This is a genomic window from Aureimonas sp. AU22 (assembly GCF_001463745.1).
Taxonomy (GTDB): domain Bacteria; phylum Pseudomonadota; class Alphaproteobacteria; order Rhizobiales; family Rhizobiaceae; genus Aureimonas.
This window is the reverse complement of sequence record NZ_BBWJ01000043.1, coordinates 37,847-55,568: the sequence shown is the minus strand read 5'-3', so window position 1 is coordinate 55,568 and position 17,722 is coordinate 37,847. Positions and strand designations below refer to the sequence as shown.

15 protein-coding genes are annotated in these 17,722 nt (G+C 68.0%); 8 read left to right on the top strand and 7 right to left on the bottom strand.

The genetic code is table 11. From position 1 onward, the window contains the following. Positions 1 to 33 precede the first annotated feature (33 nt). From AUL34_RS14850 to AUL34_RS22355, 3 genes are all read left to right on the top strand, one after another. A complete protein-coding gene (locus tag AUL34_RS14850; RefSeq protein WP_061935149.1) occupies positions 34 to 915 on the top strand; it encodes a sugar phosphate isomerase/epimerase in 882 nt (293 codons plus the stop codon). Continuing rightward, positions 912 to 1,907: a Gfo/Idh/MocA family protein gene (locus AUL34_RS14845; RefSeq protein ID WP_061935147.1), complete on the top strand. Its 996-nt coding sequence runs from the start codon at positions 912 to 914 to the stop codon at positions 1,905 to 1,907. Before AUL34_RS14850 ends, AUL34_RS14845 begins: the two co-directional genes overlap by 4 nt. A 216-nt stretch (positions 1,908 to 2,123) precedes the next feature. Further along, entirely contained in the window at positions 2,124 to 2,369 is a 246-nt protein-coding gene (locus AUL34_RS22355; protein ID WP_156420946.1) for a hypothetical protein, read from the top strand. Between the two features lie 578 nt (positions 2,370 to 2,947). Here the strand turns inward: AUL34_RS22355 and AUL34_RS14830 are convergent. The 7 genes from AUL34_RS14830 to AUL34_RS14800 all read right to left on the bottom strand — a co-directional run bounded on the left by AUL34_RS14830 (position 2,948) and on the right by AUL34_RS14800 (position 10,066). After that, on the bottom strand, positions 2,948 to 3,802 hold the full coding sequence (locus AUL34_RS14830; protein WP_061935142.1) for an amidohydrolase: 855 nt from the start codon (positions 3,800 to 3,802) through the stop codon (positions 2,948 to 2,950). Then, positions 3,799 to 4,221 (bottom strand): RbsD/FucU family protein, encoded by a 423-nt coding sequence (locus tag AUL34_RS14825; RefSeq protein ID WP_061935140.1) that lies wholly within the window; start codon positions 4,219 to 4,221, stop codon positions 3,799 to 3,801. Before AUL34_RS14825 ends, AUL34_RS14830 begins: the two co-directional genes overlap by 4 nt. 75 nt (positions 4,222 to 4,296) lie before the next feature. Next, positions 4,297 to 5,292, bottom strand: coding sequence for an ABC transporter permease (locus AUL34_RS14820; protein ID WP_061935138.1), 996 nt, complete (start codon positions 5,290 to 5,292; stop codon positions 4,297 to 4,299). Continuing rightward, entirely contained in the window at positions 5,289 to 6,281 is a 993-nt protein-coding gene (locus AUL34_RS14815; RefSeq protein WP_061935137.1) for an ABC transporter permease, read from the bottom strand. The genes AUL34_RS14820 and AUL34_RS14815 overlap by 4 nt, the downstream gene beginning before the upstream one ends. Continuing rightward, positions 6,278 to 7,789, bottom strand: a complete 1,512-nt coding sequence (locus tag AUL34_RS14810; RefSeq protein WP_061935135.1) for a sugar ABC transporter ATP-binding protein — start codon at positions 7,787 to 7,789, stop codon at positions 6,278 to 6,280. Before AUL34_RS14810 ends, AUL34_RS14815 begins: the two co-directional genes overlap by 4 nt. Positions 7,790 to 7,858: 69 nt before the next feature. Beyond that, positions 7,859 to 8,884, bottom strand: a complete 1,026-nt coding sequence (locus AUL34_RS14805; protein WP_061935132.1) for a sugar ABC transporter substrate-binding protein — start codon at positions 8,882 to 8,884, stop codon at positions 7,859 to 7,861. A gap of 69 nt (positions 8,885 to 8,953) precedes the next feature. Continuing rightward, complete coding sequence (locus tag AUL34_RS14800) at positions 8,954 to 10,066, bottom strand: iron-containing alcohol dehydrogenase (protein ID WP_061935130.1); 1,113 nt, start codon at positions 10,064 to 10,066, stop codon at positions 8,954 to 8,956. Between the two features lie 32 nt (positions 10,067 to 10,098). Here AUL34_RS14800 and AUL34_RS14795 point away from each other — a divergent pair, with 32 nt between their 5' ends. From AUL34_RS14795 to AUL34_RS14775, 5 genes are all read left to right on the top strand, one after another. After that, entirely contained in the window at positions 10,099 to 11,109 is a 1,011-nt protein-coding gene (locus AUL34_RS14795) for a GntR family transcriptional regulator (RefSeq protein ID WP_244492592.1), read from the top strand. Between the two features lie 268 nt (positions 11,110 to 11,377). Further along, a complete protein-coding gene (locus AUL34_RS14790) occupies positions 11,378 to 12,952 on the top strand; it encodes a GMC family oxidoreductase (protein ID WP_061935126.1) in 1,575 nt (524 codons plus the stop codon). Between the two features lie 45 nt (positions 12,953 to 12,997). Further along, entirely contained in the window at positions 12,998 to 13,792 is a 795-nt protein-coding gene (locus tag AUL34_RS14785; RefSeq protein WP_061935124.1) for an SDR family NAD(P)-dependent oxidoreductase, read from the top strand. Positions 13,793 to 13,814: 22 nt separating this feature from the next. Then, on the top strand, positions 13,815 to 14,942 hold the full coding sequence (locus AUL34_RS14780) for a glycerol dehydrogenase (protein WP_061935122.1): 1,128 nt from the start codon (positions 13,815 to 13,817) through the stop codon (positions 14,940 to 14,942). Between the two features lie 421 nt (positions 14,943 to 15,363). Next, entirely contained in the window at positions 15,364 to 17,640 is a 2,277-nt protein-coding gene (locus tag AUL34_RS14775) for a helicase-related protein (protein ID WP_061935120.1), read from the top strand. Positions 17,641 to 17,722: the final 82 nt, after the last annotated feature.

Below are 17,722 nucleotides of genomic sequence, written 5' to 3'. Positions count from 1 at the left end.
CCAACCCCTCTTAGCCATAGGAACACTCGTCCCATGAACCCAGTCGGGTTAATCTCGATGCAATATGCCAGGCCCTTCACGGCCGAGCATTTCCCGCTCTTCTCGAAGATGAAGTCGCTCGGCTACGACTTCGTCGAGCTTCTCGTTCCCGAGCCCGGCGAACTCGACCCGCGCGAGACGGCGAAGGCGCTGAAGGATGCCGGCCTCGACGTCGTCTTGGCCGCGCGCGTCAACCTCCAGCGCAACCTGTCGTCGGCAGAGCCCGATGCGTGGCAGGGCGGCGTCGATTATCTCCGCTACGCCGTCGACTGTGCGGCGGAGATGGGTGCGCCGATCGTCGGCGGACCGCTGACGGGCAACCCGCTCGTCTTCGCCGGCAGGCCGCCCGCGCCCGTGGCCGAGGACGAGCGCCTTGCCCGCAAGGACCGCTGCGTGCGCGGCCTCCAGGCGGCGGGCACCCATGCGGCCGGAAGCGGCGTCACGCTCGCCGTCGAGCCGCTGAACCGCTTCGAGAGCGACGTCCTCTGCACGACACAACAGGCCATTGAGCTTCTGGACGCGGTCGATCATGGCAGCGTGCAGCTCATGCTCGACACGTTCCACATGGCGATGGAGGAGGCCTCGATCGCCGAGGCGATCCTGCTAGGGGGTGCGCGCATCGCCCACTTCCAGGCCAACGAGAACCATCGCGGCTTTCCCGGCACCGGCTCGGTCGACTGGGTGTCAGTATGCCGGGCCCTGCATGCGGTCGGCTATCGCGGCCCCGTCTCGCTGGAGCCCTTCCGGCGCAACGACGACCGCTTCGGCGTGCCCTTCGCGCACTGGCGCGCGCCGCACGAGGACGAGAGCGAGCGGCTGGCCGCGAGCGCGCGGTTCATCAAGTCCCACATCGCATTGACGGAGTTCAGACGATGACCCTTCGGATCGGCTGGATCGGCTGCGGCATCCACGCGACGCAGATGCTGCTGCCGCAACTGCTGCGCCACGACGTGGAGATCGTGACTATGTGCGACATCGACGCCGCGCGCCTCGCGCAGGCCGGCCGCCAGTTCGGCGTGTCGCGCCTGACGACGGACGCACACGATCTGATCGCCACGCCCGGCCTCGACGCCGTCGGCATGGCCGTCGGCCCCGACCAGCATCTCGCCTTTGGCGTGGCGGCGCTGGAGAAGGGCCTGCCCGTCTTCATGGAGAAGCCGCCGTCGGGCTCGGCGGCCGGCGCGCGCCAGCTCGCCGACGCCTCGCGCCGCTCCGGCAAGCCGCTTCTCGTCGGCTTCATGAAGCGCTATTCGGTCGGCAACAAGATCGCCCACAACGTCCTGAAGTCCGGCCGCTTCGGCGACGTTCTCGGCCTCACCGGCTACTACATGACGGCGCCCGGCTATTTCGCGGGCAATGTCGACTACACCGGCTTCCTGCTGCACCACTGCGTCCACTACATGGACCTCGTCTCGCACCTCGTCTCGCCAGTGACGAAGATCGCCGCACGCAAGGTCGAGAAGACGCCCGGCCGCATCCTCTTCCACGTCGGCTTCGACTTCGAATGCGGCGCGATCGGCACGGTCGTCATGGGCACGGTCCAGTCGCGGGGAACGCCCGTCGAGCGCATCGAGATCATGGGCGACCACCAGCGCCTCGAGGTCGAGGACGTGGTCGAGGTGCGTTGGCACCGCAACCCTCCTTTCAAGGTCGCCGACCCCGCCGCGACGCTTCTGGACGCCGAGGACTCCCTCACCTGGAAACCCAACTTCACGGCGGCTGCCAACGAGGACTACAAGGGCTACCACGCGCTCCTTGCCGACGTCGTGCCCGCCCTCATGGGCGAGACGACGCCGGCTCCGACCATCCATGACGGCGTGGTGGCGATGGAGCGCCTGGAGACGATGCGCCGCCAGCTCGATATCTGAACGAGCGACTGGCACGACCTGAGCGCCCCTGGGCGCCGGCCGTGCCACCTTGTCGAGATATCGGGCCCGTGACGACCGGCATCATCCAGTTCGGAACCAGCCGCTTCCTTCAGGCCCATGCGGACCTCGTCGTCCACGAGGCACGCGAGGGGGACCAAGCGATCGTCCCCATCGCGGTGATCCAGACCTCGGGGGTCGGCCGAGCGGGCGGCGCGCGTGCGCGCCTTCGGCCGCACGGAGGGCTATCCCGTCATCCTGCGCGGGCTCGAGAACGGCGCGGCGCTGTTCGCGACGGACTGCGCCTTCGTCATTTCGAACACGGGCCACCGGGGCTGCGAGGTCGCGGCGAAGGATCGCAGAGCGGCGCTCCTGTCCGACCGCCGCGATCCTTTCCGGCCAAGCTCGCCGCGCTCCAGCCAAGCAAGGAGGCTCGTTCGCGCTGCCTCCATGAGCTCGAACTGAACGGGCTTCTTCGTTTTGCGCTGCACGACGATCGCTCGGGCATGGACGCGGACGCCCGATACCAGGTCGCCGATCTCGACCTTCGCCACGTCGCAGCCTCTCAGCTTCCTGTCGATGGCGAGATCGAAGAGGGCTCGGTCGCATTCGGCCTTCATGGTCGAGCCAGAACCGAATAGCCCGGACCTGCGGGCGGCTTCTGCGGCCGCTCGGCGCCGATGGTGCGGCCTGCGTTCCATGCCCTACGTGTGCCCGTCACCGGGTCGAAGTGTGAGCGTCTCACCGTCGTTCTCCCACAGCCAGGGTGGCCGAGGGCGGGCCGACAGCGGAAAGTCAGCTTCTTCGTGACACGGGAAGAAGCAGGCACCCTGCAGATGTCAGGTCCCACCTACGCCAGTATGCGACGACATGCTGCTGGTTCGTCGGCAGGAGGACGGTCTCGAGCAGATGTCTGCGAAGCTCGTGAAAGCTTGCGGACCCGCAGCCGACGCATACGAACGTATCGGCTCGATCTCCATCGAGTTGGACAGCCTCTCCTGCATCCGGGAGGCGGCCATTCTCGTCGGCGCAGTAAGTCTCATTCAGGCGCCAACGGCGTAGAACCGCGCGGCGTTGCCGCCGAATATCTTGGCCATCTCGTCCGGCCCGAAATGGCGTCCGAGAAGGGCCCGCGCCGCGTGGGCGACCTCGCCGTATTCGGCAGCGAGCGTCGCGACCGGCCAGTCCGAGCCGAACAGGAGCCGGTCCGCGCCAAAGCAGCGGGCGACATGGTCGACATAGGGCGCGAGGTCGTCGAGCGCCCAGTCGGCCTTCGCCTCCGTCACCATCCCGGACACCTTGCACGAGACGTTCGGGAAGGCCGCGACCGCCGCGATGTCGGCGGCCCAGGGGTCGAGGTCGCCGGTCGCGATCGACGGCTTGGACAGGTGATCCACCACGGCGCGCAGGCCCGGCACCGCCTCCAGCGCCTTGGCGACGTTCGGCAGATGGCGCGGGAAGGTCAGGATGTCGAAGGCGAGACCGCTGTCGGCCACGCGCCGCAAGTTGTCGAGGACGCGCGGGCGCAGGATGAAGGCGTCGTCCTCGAGATCCTGCAGCATCGGCCGCAGCCCGACGAAATACGGGTTCGCCCGGTAATGCGCGAGGCGCTCGGCAAAGCCATCCGCATCCATGTCGAGCCAGCCGACGACGCCCGCGACGAAGGGCGTGCGGGCCGCGATCTCGAGGAGGAAGTCGGTTTCGGCTTCCGTCTCGGCCGCCTGGACGAGGATCGTCCGATCGATGCCGGCGCGGCGCAGGAGGGTCTCGAGATCCTCCGGCATGAAGTCGCGCAGGAGCGGCTTCACATGGTCGCCCATCCAGCCGTAGTCGCCGCGCGAGGTCAGCCAGAAATGCTGGTGGCTGTCGATGGCACTCGGCCGGATGGTGGATGTCATGGACGCAGCACGCCTTTGCGAAGCACGACATTGCCATACAGCCGCCGTTCGCCGCTGGCGATCACGGCATAGGCGCGGCGGGTGCGCTCGACGAACTCCGCCGGGTCGATCTCGGCGATGGTGATCGCGCGCCCTTCCGCCCTGTCGGCGCTTGCCTGGAAGGCGTCGTACATCGGTCGCGTCTCGTCCGGCGCCTTCATCACGGCCATCGGATCCTCGACGAAGTCGTCGAGCGGAAACACGGAGAGGATCGCGTCGACCAGCGCGGTCGCGGTCGTGCCCGGCAGGTCGACCAGACGCTGCGCGACGTTGGCCGCGCCGAAATTGGCGTCGGCGATGACGATCTCGTTGCCGTGGCCCATGTCGTCTAGGATCGCGAGAAGCTGGCCGTTGAGGAGCGGATCGATGGTCTTCAGCATGGATGTCTTTCGAAATGCGGTGGGTGAGGTTCGGCGACCGTGCGGCCGCCGATCGAGGGGCGACCGGGCTCCGCGTCAGAGATGCGCGCGGGTCTTGCGGCGGGTCCAGACGACGAGAGCGACGCCCGCGATAAGGAGCGCGGCGCGCACGATCTGGCGCTGCGAGTCGGTCCAGCCGAGGAGCGCGGCGCCCGACAGGAGGACGGCCAGCAGCATCACGCCGACCAGCGTGCCGATCATGTTCGGCTTGCCCATCTTCAGCGCCATGCCGCCGAGCAGCACCGCCGTCAGCCCGTCGATGAAGTAGGACGTGCCGATATAGGGCTGACCTGACGAGAGGTCGGCAGCGAGAAGCACGCCGGCCACCGCCGACAGCGTGCCCGACAGGACGTAGAGCATGAGGAGGATGCGGTTCGCGCGCACGCCTGCCTCGACCACGGCGCGGCGGTTTTGCTCCATGGCGTAGATGTAGTGGCCGAAGGTCGTACGGTCCTGCAAGAACCAGGCTACGGCGTAGAGCGCGGCGACGATCAGCGCGATCAGCGGCACGATGCCGACATCGGCATCGACGATCGGGCCGACGAAACCGGTCGTCGCCATCGGGATCGAGGTGCCCTTGCCGATCGCCGCCGCGATTGAACCGGCAAGGCCGCCGGTCGCGATGGTGATGACAAGGGCCGGCAGGCCCATGCCCGCGACGAGCAGCCCATTCAAAAGTCCGACCACGACGCCGGCGCCGAGCGCGATCAGCACCGCCACCGGCCAACCGAAGCCGGCGGAAACCAGCCCGGCGATGATCATGGTCGAGAGTGCCGCCACCGACATGAAGCTGACGTCGATCTCTCCCGCCGCGATGATCCAGGTGAGGCCAAGGAACATCACGGCCGAGATGGAGGCCGAGCGCAGCATGTCGGTGATGTTGCCGACGCTCGCAAAACTCGGCCGCAGCCAGGAAAACACCACGACGAGGACGGCCAGCAGGACGAACAACCCGTAGCGCACGATGAGGCGGCGGAGGTCGAAAGCCTGGGCCGGCGCGGAGCGGGACGCGGTGGGCATGACAGCGCTCATGAACGAGCCTCGCGCAAAGCGGGTTTGCCGGCGTCGCGGAAACGGCGGAGGCCTTCCGCGATCTTCGGGTCGAAGAGCGCGATGGCGCTGATCAGCACGATCGAGACGATGGCGTCGGAGTAGTAGTAGGGCACGGCGAGCAGCGTGAAGCCGTTCAGCATGGCCGACATCAGGAACGTTCCGGCGACCGTCGCCGGCACCGAGGGGGCGCCGAAGAGCGCGGCGCCAAGATAGACGGCCGCATAGGCCGGCATCAGGAGCTGCGCGCCGGCCGTGACGTTGGCGGCGCCCGAGGACGCGACGAGGAGCGTGATGGCGAGGCACGAAAGCATGCCCGACAGGGCGAAGGCGGCCAGCACGTAAAGCCTGACGCGGATGCCAGAGAAGACCGCCGAGGTGCGGTTCTCGCCCGTCGCGTAGAAGGCCCGTCCGAAGCGCGAGGCATGGAGGACGACGGCCGAGAGGATCGCGGCAAGAGCCAGGATCGCCACCGGCGCGTCGAGCCCGAGATACTTGGCGTCGTTGAGGTCGAGGATCCCCGAGGAGAAGAAGTTCTTCGAGATCGAGGTGCCGTTGGAATAGAAATAGGAGAGCCCGACGGCCGCGCCGCCGGTGGCGATGGTCGCGACGATGTCGGGCAGGCGCAGGTACGCGACCGCGAAGCCGTTGACGAGGCCGCAGAGGAGGCCGACGGCGAGCGCGCCCGCGACACCCATCCCGAGCCCGTAGCGTCCCGCGATCAGCCAGCCGAGCGTCATCGCGCCGAGCGAGGCGACGCCGGGAAACGACAGGTCGAACTGGCGCACGACGATCACGAAGGTGAGGCCGAGCGCGGCCAGACCCTGCACCGCCATGTGGCGGAAGAGGCCGTGGAGGTTTCCCGCCGAAAGATAGGCCGGGCTGAGGCTCGCGAACACCGCGGCGACGATGGCCAGAAGCATCGCGAAGGCGAGGATGCGCGGGAGAAGCGGGTTGGTGCGTCGTTTCATGCTGCGCGCGCTCCCATGATGCCGGCGGCGAGAAGTTGGTCGCGGGTGGGCTCGGCGCCGCCCGGATGCACGGGGCGGCCCTTGTAGAGGGCGAGCACCCGGTCGGCGAGGCCGTGGACCTCGTCGCAGTCCGACGAGACGACGATCACGGCGGCGCGCGATGAGAGCTCGCGCATCATCGCATAGAGCTTGGCGCGCGCCCCGATATCGACGCCGACCGTCGGCTCGGCGAAGATGTAGATGTCGGCGTCGCGGAAGAGGCCCTTGGCGATGACGATCTTCTGCTGGTTGCCGCCCGAGAAGGCGCTGACCGGACGGTCCAGCTCGAAGGGCTGGAGGCCGACGTCGCGCGCAAGCCGCTCGCTCGCCTGCCGGTTGGCACGTATGCGCAGGAGCCCACCAAGCCAGGAGGCGCGGCCGAGATGGGCGACGGTGGTGTTGAAGACGACGTCCTTGGTCATCGTCAGCCCTTCCGTCCGCCGGTCGCCCGGCACGAGGAAGATGCCGGCGGCCAGGCCGTCATGAGCGCCGCGGAAGGTGCGCTTCTCGCCCTTCACGACAAGCTCGCCCGCATCGTGGCGCATCGCGCCGTAGAGCACCTTGGACAATTCGTCGACGCCCGACCCGACGAGGCCGAAGATGCCGAGGATCTCGCCGCGCCGCGCGACGAGGTCGACGCCGGAGAAGTGCGCACCGCAGCCAAGGCCCCTCGCTTCGACGAGCACGTCGCCGTCGGAGCGACCGTCGCGGGCGGGATAAAGGTCGCCCGCCGCCTCGTCGAGCATGAGCTCGGGGATCGACACGCCCGTCCGGCGCGCCTCACTGAGCGTCATCGTCGCGACGTTGCGCCCGCCGCGAAACACGGTGAACCGGTCGGCGATCTCGTAGACCTCCTCCAGTCGGTGGGTGATGTAGATGATCGAGATGCCGCCCGCCTGGAGGGCCCGCATCATCTGGAAGAGCGAAGCCTTCTCGCGCTCCGTCAGCGTCGAGGTCGGCTCGTCGAGGATCAGGACCTTGATATGGTCGTGGCGCAGGGCGTGGAGGATGGCGACGATCTCGCGGTCCACCGCCGGCATCTCGCCCACCCGCGCGTCGAGATCGATCTCGATCGGGAATCGTGCGAGCAGCTTCTGCGCCTTTTCGCGCATCGCGGCGCGGTTCATGCGGCGGAAGAGGCCGGGCGCGGCGCCCTCGCCGCCGAGGAAGATGTTCTCGACGCCGGTGCAGTCGGGCACGAGCTCGGGATGCTGCTGGACGGTGGCGACGCCCGCATCGATCGCCGCGCGCGGGGTGCCGAGCTCGACCGCCTCGCCGTCGATCGAGATGGTCCCGTCGTCCTTCACGTAGACGCCGGAGAGGATCTTGATCAGCGTCGACTTGCCCGCGCCGTTGATGCCGAGCAGCGCGTGGATCTCGCCGCGGTCGAGGTCGAAATCGACGCCGCCAAGCGCTTGAACCGGCCCGAACCGCTTGGCGATGCCGCTCATGGTCAGGATCTTCGACATGGCCTCCCCTCCTCTCGACACTGGAGGGCGGGGACCGGTCCCCGCCCTCCTTGCGTTACGTCGGCGTGATCAGAGCACGCGGTTCCAGCCGAGCTTGGCGGCCTCGCCGGGCTGGTCGTAGGTGTCGGGGATGTCGATGTCGGCGAGGCTTTCCTGCGTCACCGCGTAGGACGGGGTGATGACGAAGCGCGGCGCCTTGCGCCCGGCGATCACCTCGTGCGCGAAGAAGGCGTTCATGTAGGCCATCTCGTAGAAGCTCTGCGCCATGGTGAGCGCGAAGGGCGAGCCGGCCTGGATGTACTCGAAGGACTGCGCGCCGCCGTCGATGCCGGTGATGAACACGTCGCGGCCCGAGGCCTTGATGGCCAGCGTGCCCTCCGAGGCCGCGCCGTCCCAGGCGCACCAGATGGCGTCGAGCTCGGGATTGGCGGTGAGGATGTTGTCGACCACCTGGCGCGGCGTCGTCGTGCCGCCGAGCGCGAACGCGATCTCGGACACGACCTCCAGGTCGGGATAGCGCGTGAAGATCGATTTCGCGCCGAGCGTGCGCTGGTCCCAGGACTCGTTGGAGGGCAGGCAGACCATGGCGACCTTGCCCTTCCCCTTCAGGCGGTCGGCGATGTACTGCGCGCCATAGGAGCCGAGGCCGAAATTGTTGGACATGGCGGTGGAGGTCACCGTCGTGTTGGGCACGTAGCTGTCGCCGCAGAAGATCGGGATGCCGGAGGCGACCGCGGCCTGTACGGCCGGGGCGATCGCGGCGGCGTCGGCGGGCGTGATGAAGATCGCCGCGGGCTTCGACGCCACGAAGGCGGCGATCTGGTCGGCCTGCTTCTTCACGTCGTAGTTGGCGTCGGCGATCGTCAGCGTGCCGCCGAGGCGCTTCACGGCGTCCTCGTAGCCGGCCACGATGTGACGGCCCGATTCCCAGACCGTCCAGCCGAGCGAGGCGCAGAACTGCGCGTCCTGCGCGAAGGCGAAGTTCGGACGGGCGAGCGCCGCGGCCACGGTGAGCGCGGCGGCCCCGCTCAGGAACCCGCGGCGCGTCAGGCGCAGGCGGGCGGCCTCAAGGCTGTTGTCGTCGAAGTCGGTCATGTCGGTCCTCCCAGTGATCGGTGGACGAGGCGGCCCCCCGCCGCCCCGCTTGGAATGGCGCCGCCGCCCTCAGGCGGACTGGCGAAGCAGTTCGAGGTAGTCCTCGCGGGTCGGGATCCGCGGGTTGGTGCCGTGGCAATGGTCCTTCAGCGCCTCGCCGGCGACGCGCTCCATCATCTCGTCGGTGACGCCCATGGCGCGAAGGCCGGACGGCATGCCGATGTCGCGCACGAGGTCGGCGATCACGGCGTCCGGCTCGCCGCCGAGGATGTCGGCCAGAACCTGCCACTTCGCGCCGATCGTCTCGCGGTTGAACCGGAGGACCGCGGGCATCAGGACGGCGTTCAGCGTGCCGTGGTGAAGGTTCAATTCGCGCACCGCGCCGAGCGGATGGGTCAGCGCGTGCACCGCGCCGAGGCCCTTCTGGAAGGCCATCGCGCCCTCCAGCGCGCACATCATCATCTCCCAGCGCGCACGCGGGTCGGAGCCGTCGCGCACCGCCATCCGGATCGCGCCCATGCCGCGCTTCAGACCGTCGATCGCGATGGCGTCGGCCGGCGGGTTGACGGACGGCGCCATGAAGGTCTCGAGACAGTGCGAGATCGCGTCCATGCCGGTCGCGGCCGTCAGGAACGGCGGCAGGCCGTAGGTCAGCTCGGGATCACACAAGGCGACCGAGGGCAGCATGTGCGGGCTGACGATGCCGAGCTTGCGCCCTTCTGCCGTGATGATGACGGCGGCGCGCCCGACCTCGGAGCCGGTGCCCGACGTCGTCGGGACCGCCACCAGCGGGCAGATGCGAGCGTGGATCCGGGCGGCGCCCCCCTCGACCGCGGTGTACTGAGCGAGCGGCCCCTCGTGGCCGCTGAGGAGCCGCACGGCCTTGGCGAGATCGATCGACGAACCACCGCCAAGACCGACGATCCCGTCGCAGCCTTCGGCGCGGTAGAGCGCGAAGGCTGCCTCGGTCGCCGCTTCGGTAGGATTGGCAGGCGTGTCGGAGAAGACCAACGGGCGCTCGGCGAAGAGGGAGAGCACCCGTTCCACAAGGCCGCTCGCGACGAGCCCCCGGTCGGTCACCACCAGCGGGCGCGCCACGTTCAGCCCTTCGAGGATGGAGGGCAGCTTGGCGATGGCGCCTTCGTCGAACTCGATGCGGGTGAGATAGGTGATCAGGGCCATGGCCGGCACTCTCGTACTTGTCGACATATGGGATGCGCGGCATCGTCCACGGCCAGGGGGCTGGCCGCGCCGATCGGGCGCGATGGGTCTCGTCGGGGCGGGCCGCAGCGCCGCCGGCATGGGCCGGCGCTCGCCCGGATGCGCCACGCGATCAGGACTGCGATGATGGTTCGGATGGGGCGGACCGGCCGGCCGGTCCGTGGCGGCCTCCTCCGCCGCGGTTCGATCTCGTATCGGATTGCGCCTTGCGCCGTCAACCGATATATGAGTTATTGAAGCCAGACCGGTTCCAGGTTGTCAACACCCCATCAGATCCGTCGGATTATGCAATGATTGCAGGGACTAGCGCTGTGAAAGACAGGCGCTCGCCGGCGGAAAAGCCGACGCTGAAAGCCGAACAGATATATGAGATGCTGCGCCACGCCATCGTGCGGCTGTCGATGGTCCCTGGCTCGGTGATCTCCGAAAAGGAACTGTGCCTCGCCTATGGCGTCTCCCGCACGCCGGTGCGCGAGGCGATCAAGCGGCTCGCCGACGAGGACCTCGTCGACGTGTTTCCGCACTCGGGGACGTACGTCTCGAAGATTTCCTTCGAGGTGGCTGAGGAAGGCTTCGTCATCCGCCGGGCGTTGGAGATCGAGAGCATCCGGCGCGCCGTCGCCTTTGCCACCGACGAGGACATCCGCCGCCTCGAACGGTTGATCGACGAGATGCGCGACATTCTCAAGCGCGGCGCGCTGCACGAATATATCGAGGTGGACGACGCCTTCCATGCGGCGATCGCCGACATCAGCCGCTATCCGCGCATCTGGAAGTTCATCAACCTCGTGAAGGCGCATCTCGACCGGATGCGCCAGCTGTCGGCGCCGGTACCCGGGCATCTCGCCGAGGTGACCGAACAGCACGCCGCCATCGTGCGCGCGCTCGGCCGGCGCAACGCCGACCAGGCGGAGCTCGCCATGAAGATCCACCTGGAATCCTCCTTCGCGGTGATGAGCGCGATGTACGAGGACGGCCGCTACTTCAAACGCAAGGAGATCTGATGCCGGGCTCCCTGAGAGGCCTCTCCCCGCCGATCCGCATGAGCGACGACGCTGTTGCCGTGACGGCGGGTGACGGGACGGCGGAGGCGGCGGATGCCCGCATTTTGCCGAGATTCCGGCAGCTGCTTCCGGCGAGCCGGCGAGCGCCAGAGCCTTCGACGACGACAGCGAATTCACGCCCCGACAGGCCGGCGCGATGATGTGAGGACGGGACGTCGCGCCAGCGCGCTGGGAGGCGAGCGGCCGGGTGTTCGGGAGGAACGGGACAATGAGCGAACTCAAGAATAACTACGACATCGTCATCATCGGCGCAGGCGTCGGCGGCGGCGCGCTGGCGAACGCCTTGGCCGCGCCCGGCCGCGAGATCCTGATGATCGAGCGCGGCCCCCGCCTTCCGCGCGAGAAGGACAACTGGAGCGTCGACGCCGTCTTCCACAGGAAGAAGTACGCCACCAAGGAGGAGTGGCGCGACCGCGACGGCAAGCTCTTCAACCCCTCGACCTACTACTATGTCGGCGGCAACTCGAAGTTCTTCGGGGCAGCCACCGTGCGCTTCCGCAAGGAAGATTTCGAGGACCTGCAGCACGAGGCGGGCGTCGCGCCTGCCTGGCCGGTCGGCTACGACACGTTCGAGCCCTACTACGCCCGCGCCGAGAGGCTGATGGGCACGCATGGCGAGGCGGGCGTCGATCCGATCGAGCCGCCGCGCTCGGGGCCAATGCCCTACCCCGCGATCGGCCACGAGCCGGAGATCGCCTGGTTCGAGCGGAAGCTCCGCCAGAAGGGTCTGCGCCCCTTTCCGCTGCCGATCGCGATCGACTACCACGACGGGGGCGCCTGCGCGCGCTGCCGAACCTGCGACGGGTTCGCCTGCAAGATCGGCGCCAAGGGCGACGCGGAAGTGCGCCTCGTCAACCCCGCGCTTGCCAAGGGTGGCGTGACGCTCATCACCGAAGCCTTCGTCCATCGGCTCGTCACCGACCCGTCGGGCGGCCGGGTCACGGCCGTCGAGCTCGACTACCAGGGCGAGCGCCGCACGGTCTCGGCTGACATCTTCGTCTCGTCGGCCGGCGCCATCAACTCCTCGGCGCTGCTCCTGCGCTCGGCGAACGACAAGCACCCGCGCGGCCTCGGCAACAACACGTCCGATCAGCTCGGCCGCAACTACATGGCTCACAACAACACGGCCATGATGGCGATCTCGCCGTTCAAGAAGAACCGCGTCACCTTCCAGAAGTCGATGGCGATCAACGACTTCTACCTCGCCAATTCCGAAAGGCCCTACCCGCTCGGCAACATCCAGGGCCTCGGCAAGCTGCAGGCCGGCATGCTGACGGCGAACGCCAAGTGGGCGCCGGAATGGGCGATGGGCCTGTTCGCCGAGCGCTCGGTGGACTGGTGGCTGATGTCGGAGGACCTGCCCGACCCGGAGAACCGCGTCAGCGTCGATCCCGACGGCCGTATTCGCCTGTCCTATACATCGAACAACCTGAAATCGCACGGCGAGCTGGTGAAGGTCTGGTCGAAGGTGATGCGCTCGCTCGGCTATCCCCTGATCATCACGCAGAAGATGGACATCAAGGTCTCGATGCATCAGTGCGGCACCGCGCGCTTCGGCAAGGACCCTGCAACCTCCGTCCTCGACACCAACTGCAAGGTCTGGGACGTCGACAATCTCTACGTCGTCGACGCGTCCTTCCTGCCGTCCTCGACGGGCTTCAACCCGTCGCTGACCATCGTGGCGCAGGCGCTGCGCACCGCCGAGCACATCGAGCGGGAACTCGGCGAGCCGATGGCGGTGCCCGTCCCACTGGCGCGGGTGGCCGACACCGTGCCCGCCTGACGCCGCATCGAACGACAGAAGACTTTTCAAGGGAGGGGGACCACCATGGCGCCCAAGCGTGACTACGCGCGGATGTTCGACCTGACCGGCCGCAAGGCCATCGTGACCGGGGGCTCGCGCGGCATCGGCCGGGCGCTGACGGAGGCGCTCGCCGCGCACGGCGCGGACGTGTGCGTCGTGGTGCGCTCGACGCTGCCCCAGGCCGGGGAACTTGTGGCCGAGCTGAACGCCGGCGGCGGCGACAGCTTCGCGATCCAGGCCGACGTCGCCGACCCCGCCGACGTGGAGCGGCTGGCGACGGAAGTCGAGGCGCGCTGGGGACGCGCCGACATCCTCGTCAACAACGCCGGCACCATCTATCCCGGCGACGCCGAGACCTATGCGCTTTCCGACTGGCGCGCCACGATGGCGGTGAACCTCGATGGCGTGTTCCTCGTCAGCCAGGCGATCGGGCGCCTGATGATCCGCCAGAAGTCCGGCTCGATCATCAACATCGGCTCGATGTCCGGTCGCATCGTGAACTGGCCGTTCAAGCACTCCGCCTACAACGTGTCGAAGGCGGCGGTGCACATGCTGACCAAGTGCCTCGCCACCGAGTGGGCCGAGCACAACATCCGCGTCAACGCGCTCGCGCCCGGCTACATCCTCACCGAACTGACGGAAGAGGTGCTGCGCGAGAACCCCGACGTCGTGAACAACCACTGGGCGAAGAGCGCGGTGCAGAACCGCATCGGCACGGTGGACGAGCTCGCCGGCTCGGTCGTCTATCTCGCGAGCGACGCCGCCTCCTTCACCACCGGCGAGATCCACACCGTCGACGGCGGCCTGACGCTGCGCTGAACGCCATCAAGGATATATCACGATGACACAACGCGGATACGGCGGACCGCTTCGCTACGTCCAGGGCCCGGGCGTGGCCTCCGATCTCGGCTGCTACGTCGCCCCGCTCGGCGACAGGGCGCTGGTGGTGATCGACGGCTTCTTCTGGGACACGCTGCGCCCCGAACTCCAGTCGGCGCTGGCCGGGGCGGGGGTCGCGGCGGAGTTCGTGCGCTTCGGCGGCGAATCGTCGGACGCCGAGATCGAGCGCTGCGTGGCTGCGGGCCGCGAGGCCGGCGCGACGTCGGTGGTCGGTATCGGCGGCGGCAAGGCGCTCGACACGGCCAAGATCACCGCCTTCCACATCGGCGCGCGGATCGTGACGATGCCCACCATCGCATCGACCGATTCCCCGACGAGCTCGCTCGGCGTGATCTATTCTCCGCAAGGCGTCTACGACCGCGTCGTGCGCTGCGGGCGCAACCCGGACGTGGTGCTGGTCGACAGCGAGTTGATCGTGAAGGCGCCGGCGCGCTTTCTCGCCGCCGGCATGGGCGACGCGCTCTCGACCTTCTACGAGGCCCGCTCCAACGTCGAGTCGCGGTCCAAGAACTATATCGGCGACAGTTACGCCACGACGGTCGGCGGCTACCAGATCGCCCGCGCCTGCCACGACACGCTGATGCGCGACGGACGCGCGGCCTATGTCGCGGCAAGGGATGAGCGCCTGACGACCGCGGTCGAGAATATCATCGAGGCCAACACGCTCCTCTCGGGCCTGGGCTTCGAGAACTGCGGTGTATCGGGCGCGCATGGTATCCACGACGCGCTGACCGTCCTCGAGCCGACGCATCACTTCTTGCACGGCGAAAAGGTCGCCTTCGGTGTCCTCTGCCTCTTGGTGCTGGAGAACCGGCCGCAGGCCGAGTTCGCCGAAGCCTTGTCCTTCTGCCGCGATATCGGACTGCCGACGACCCTGGCGGATCTTGGGCTAGGGGATGTCACGGCCGCCGAGATGGCCCGCGTCGGTGAAGCCGCGATGATGCCGACCAACGTCATCCATTCGGTTCCGGTGACGCTATCGGCCCGAGCGATCGCGGACGCGATCTGGACCGCGAGCGCGCTTGCGAGCAGCGTGGATTCGCTGGGCCGACCGGCCTCCAGTCACTGACAAAGAAGACCGGGTAGGGTTTCATCGCCTCGCCCGGTCGAACGCATCGTCGGCGCGACGAGGCCTACCACTCCCCAAGCGGCACGAAAGGACGTCAACGAATCGATTGGCGGTTCGATAGGGGAGACCGACGGTTCTAGAGAGCGACAACTCAGACCGCCCCCCACTTTCCGACGCATCGATGGGCGGCAAGCTGACTGTCCACTCTTATGATCAGGTACAGAACCTCAATGGCGGCGCGATGTCTCTGGTCGACATGAGCGCCCGGGTCGTGTTCGCTAAGATCCTGACGCTCTGACGGGCAAACGGTTCGTATCGCGGGAAGCGAAAGGATCGGCGATCGCGGTCTCAACCGCATGGACATGCCGGCGGCGGTCGTCCACGACGACCCATCGCGTACAGAGTTTCGGACAAGTAGCTCATGCAGCCGCCTACCGCCTATCCCATCGGCATGCTTCCGGCGCTCACCGGACGTTCGCTGTCCCGCTGCCTCGAGATCGTCGAGGCGGGGCTCGTTCGCCGGATGGAAGTGCCCTTCGGGGACAAGGCCAAGGACGACGGCGGGCGCCGGAAAGCCATGCTCGTTCCGGCGGGTCGTGTGCGTGCCATCACCCAGATTCCGGAAGGCGAAATCACGCCCGATGCGGAAGAAGACGACGCCGACCGCATCGCGCGGATCGCCACATCGCGCGCCGGCGAGGTGGTCCGAGCTCGCCGAGCCAAGGACAGCTCCTTCCTCGCCTTCGAGGTCGAGGTCCCGGTGTTCGTCTCGATCTTTCCCGTCGAGCGCGAGACTCTTCTCATGGCCTTCGTTCGGGTTCGCGCGCCCGCGGACGTACGCCGGCGCTTGGCCGACGACGTGCTTCTGCGCGAGGACGAGGTCGAGGCGACCGTCGAGTTCGTCGCCGCCGATGCGACCGCGACGGCCGAGCGCATGCGGGTTGCTCTCGCGTGGGTCGGCCAGGACTACGCGCGTCGTTTCACCGAGGCGACGCATGATCTCGGCGACCCGGCGTCGTTCCTGAAAGCCGCTGTTCAGGCCGACCTCGAGCGCTTCGTCTTTGCGGCACAGTCCGCCTCCGAGGAAGAGGTCCGGGGCGCGGCGGACAAGTGGTTCGACAAGGTGCTGGGGTCGGTGCGGTCCTTTCGCCGCCAGAGCCGTCGACGCACGAGCTTCGCCGAAGCGTCCGGCTACGACCGCTATCCCAACCTCTTTCCCCTCGCCCGCTCGATCGGCCGGAAGCTCCTCTTCCTCGCGGGCCCGACGAACTCCGGCAAGACCTACGAGGCCATGCGCCTGGCCATCGACGCACCGACCGCCGAGGTCCTGTCGCCACTGCGCCTGCTCGCCCACGAGCATCGCGAGACGCTGGCCGCTGGCGGCGTGCGGGCGGGTCTCGTCACCGGCGAGGAGCGCGACACAGGCGACGATGTCACCCATTATGCCCGCACCATCGAGACGATCGATGTCGGGCGGCGCATCGATGTGGCTGTTATCGACGAGATCCAGATGCTGGCCGACGGGCAGCGCGGCTGGGCCTGGACGCAGGCGCTCTTCGGCGTACCGGCCGACCTCGTCGTGATGACCGGCTCGCCGGACGCCGTCCCCATGGTGGAGCGCCTGGCCAAGGTGCTCGGGGAGCCGCTGGAGGTGCGAACCCTCGCCCGCAAGAACGAGCTGGACGCCTGGCCGAAGCCGATCTCCCTGAAGGATCTTCAGCGCGGCGACGCGGTTGTCGCCTTCTCCCGTGCGGCGGTTCACGAACTCCGCGAGCAGATCGCCCCCCTCGGCCTTTCGGTCGCGACCGTCTATGGCGCTCTCAGCCCCGAGGTGCGCCGGGCGGAGGCCGCCCGCTTCCGCAGCGGCGAGGCCGACATCGTCGTCGCCACTGACGCGATCGGCATGGGACTCAACCTTCCCATCTCTCGCGTGTTCTTCTCGGCGCTCGACAAGTTCGACGGCACGAAGCGCCGCGCCCTCCTCCATTCCGAGATCCGTCAGATCGGCGGGCGGGCGGGCCGATTCGGCATGTTCGAGAAGGGCTGGGTCGGATCGATCGGCGGCGGCAACTACGGGGTCGAGAAAATCCGCGCCGCGCTCTCGACACCGCCGAAGGAACTCGCGGGTCGCGCCTTCGTGCGACCCAACCGCGACAGCGTGGCACTCGCCGCCGAGTTCCTGGAAACGGACGCCCTCGATCAGGTTCTCGCCTACCTGCGCTCGCGGCTCGTGCTCGATCATCCCGATCTCAAGATCGGTGACATGGACGAGGAGATCGAGAAGGCACGGCGGCTGTCGGGCATCGGCCTGCCGCTCCTTGACCGCCTCGCCTATGCCGTGGTGCCGGTCTCGCTGCGCCACCCTTGGTTCATGGACACGGTCGTCACCTGGGCAAGAGCACATGCGGCCCGGAAACGGGCGCCGCTCCCGCCGCTGCGCTCGGGCGACCTCCAGCGTCTGGAGGACGGCGTGAACCTCGCCACTGCCTGGCTCTGGCTGTCGCAGCGGTTCCCCGATGTCTATGTCGACGAACCGACCGTGCGACAGGGTGTTGCCACGCTGAACGAAGAGATCGAGCGCAACCTGACGAAGCTGTCGGTGAAGCCGTCCTCGAAGTCGAGGCCCCTTGCGGAGAAGGGCCGTCCCCGTCGCGGGCGCAATCGGCGGGGCCAAGCAAATGAGGCGATCCAAGATTGAGGAAGCGCGCAAACGGTCAGCGGACGGCGCAATGAAGGACGCTTTGAAGGGGCGCGGCTGTCGCTGGTCGGACGGGTCGAAC

Bases quoted from the DNA above. Each gene is read 5' to 3' on its own strand.
- AUL34_RS14800 (WP_061935130.1), bottom strand. From the start codon at position 10,066: ATGGCCCTGATCACCTATCTCACCCGCATCGAGTTCGACGAAGGCGCC.
- AUL34_RS14780 (WP_061935122.1), top strand. From the start codon at position 13,815: ATGACACAACGCGGATACGGCGGACCGCTTCGCTACGTCCAGGGCCCG.
- AUL34_RS14815 (WP_061935137.1), bottom strand. From the start codon at position 6,281: ATGAAACGACGCACCAACCCGCTTCTCCCGCGCATCCTCGCCTTCGCG.
- AUL34_RS14805 (WP_061935132.1), bottom strand. From the start codon at position 8,884: ATGACCGACTTCGACGACAACAGCCTTGAGGCCGCCCGCCTGCGCCTG.
- AUL34_RS14810 (WP_061935135.1), bottom strand. From the start codon at position 7,789: ATGTCGAAGATCCTGACCATGAGCGGCATCGCCAAGCGGTTCGGGCCG.
- AUL34_RS14830 (WP_061935142.1), bottom strand. From the start codon at position 3,802: ATGACATCCACCATCCGGCCGAGTGCCATCGACAGCCACCAGCATTTC.
- AUL34_RS14850 (WP_061935149.1), top strand. From the start codon at position 34: ATGAACCCAGTCGGGTTAATCTCGATGCAATATGCCAGGCCCTTCACG.
- AUL34_RS14785 (WP_061935124.1), top strand. From the start codon at position 12,998: ATGGCGCCCAAGCGTGACTACGCGCGGATGTTCGACCTGACCGGCCGC.
- AUL34_RS14790 (WP_061935126.1), top strand. From the start codon at position 11,378: ATGAGCGAACTCAAGAATAACTACGACATCGTCATCATCGGCGCAGGC.
- AUL34_RS14845 (WP_061935147.1), top strand. From the start codon at position 912: ATGACCCTTCGGATCGGCTGGATCGGCTGCGGCATCCACGCGACGCAG.
- AUL34_RS14825 (WP_061935140.1), bottom strand. From the start codon at position 4,221: ATGCTGAAGACCATCGATCCGCTCCTCAACGGCCAGCTTCTCGCGATC.
- AUL34_RS14775 (WP_061935120.1), top strand. From the start codon at position 15,364: ATGCAGCCGCCTACCGCCTATCCCATCGGCATGCTTCCGGCGCTCACC.
- AUL34_RS14795 (WP_244492592.1), top strand. From the start codon at position 10,099: ATGCGCGGCATCGTCCACGGCCAGGGGGCTGGCCGCGCCGATCGGGCG.
- AUL34_RS14820 (WP_061935138.1), bottom strand. From the start codon at position 5,292: ATGAGCGCTGTCATGCCCACCGCGTCCCGCTCCGCGCCGGCCCAGGCT.